This window comes from Sphaerospermopsis reniformis (assembly GCF_005402885.1).
Classification (GTDB): Bacteria; Cyanobacteriota; Cyanobacteriia; order Cyanobacteriales; family Nostocaceae; genus Sphaerospermopsis; species Sphaerospermopsis kisseleviana.
This window is the reverse complement of the sequence record NZ_BJCE01000588.1, coordinates 1-380: the sequence shown is the minus strand read 5'-3', so window position 1 is coordinate 380 and position 380 is coordinate 1. Positions and strand designations below refer to the sequence as shown.

Here is a 380-nt window from a genome sequence, read left to right as displayed (position 1 = left end):
GAGTTTGTAGGAGTTGATTTAGGAATAAATCATCTAGCAATATTATCAACAGGAGAAGTATTTGATGGAGTAAAAAGTTATAAAAAGTATGAGAAAAAGTTGGCAAGAATGCAATATTTGAACCGTCATAAAAAAGTAGGTTCAAATAACTATAGAAAAGCCCAAATCAAAATAGCAAGATTACACCAAAAAATAGCCAACATCAGAAAAGATACATTACACAAAATTACTACCCATATCAGCAAAAACCACGCGGTGATAGGGATAGAAGATTTGAATGTATCTGGGATGTTAGCAAATGGGAAATTATCAAAAGCTATAGCCGATATGGGCTTTTATCAATTCAGAAGGCAGCTAGAATATAAAACACAACTGTATGG

At 32.6% G+C, this 380-nt stretch carries 1 protein-coding gene; it reads left to right on the top strand.

From position 1 onward, the window contains the following. The coding region (locus FFR48_RS28530; protein ID WP_137669638.1) for an RNA-guided endonuclease InsQ/TnpB family protein at nt 1-380 on the top strand (380 nt) is incomplete at both ends.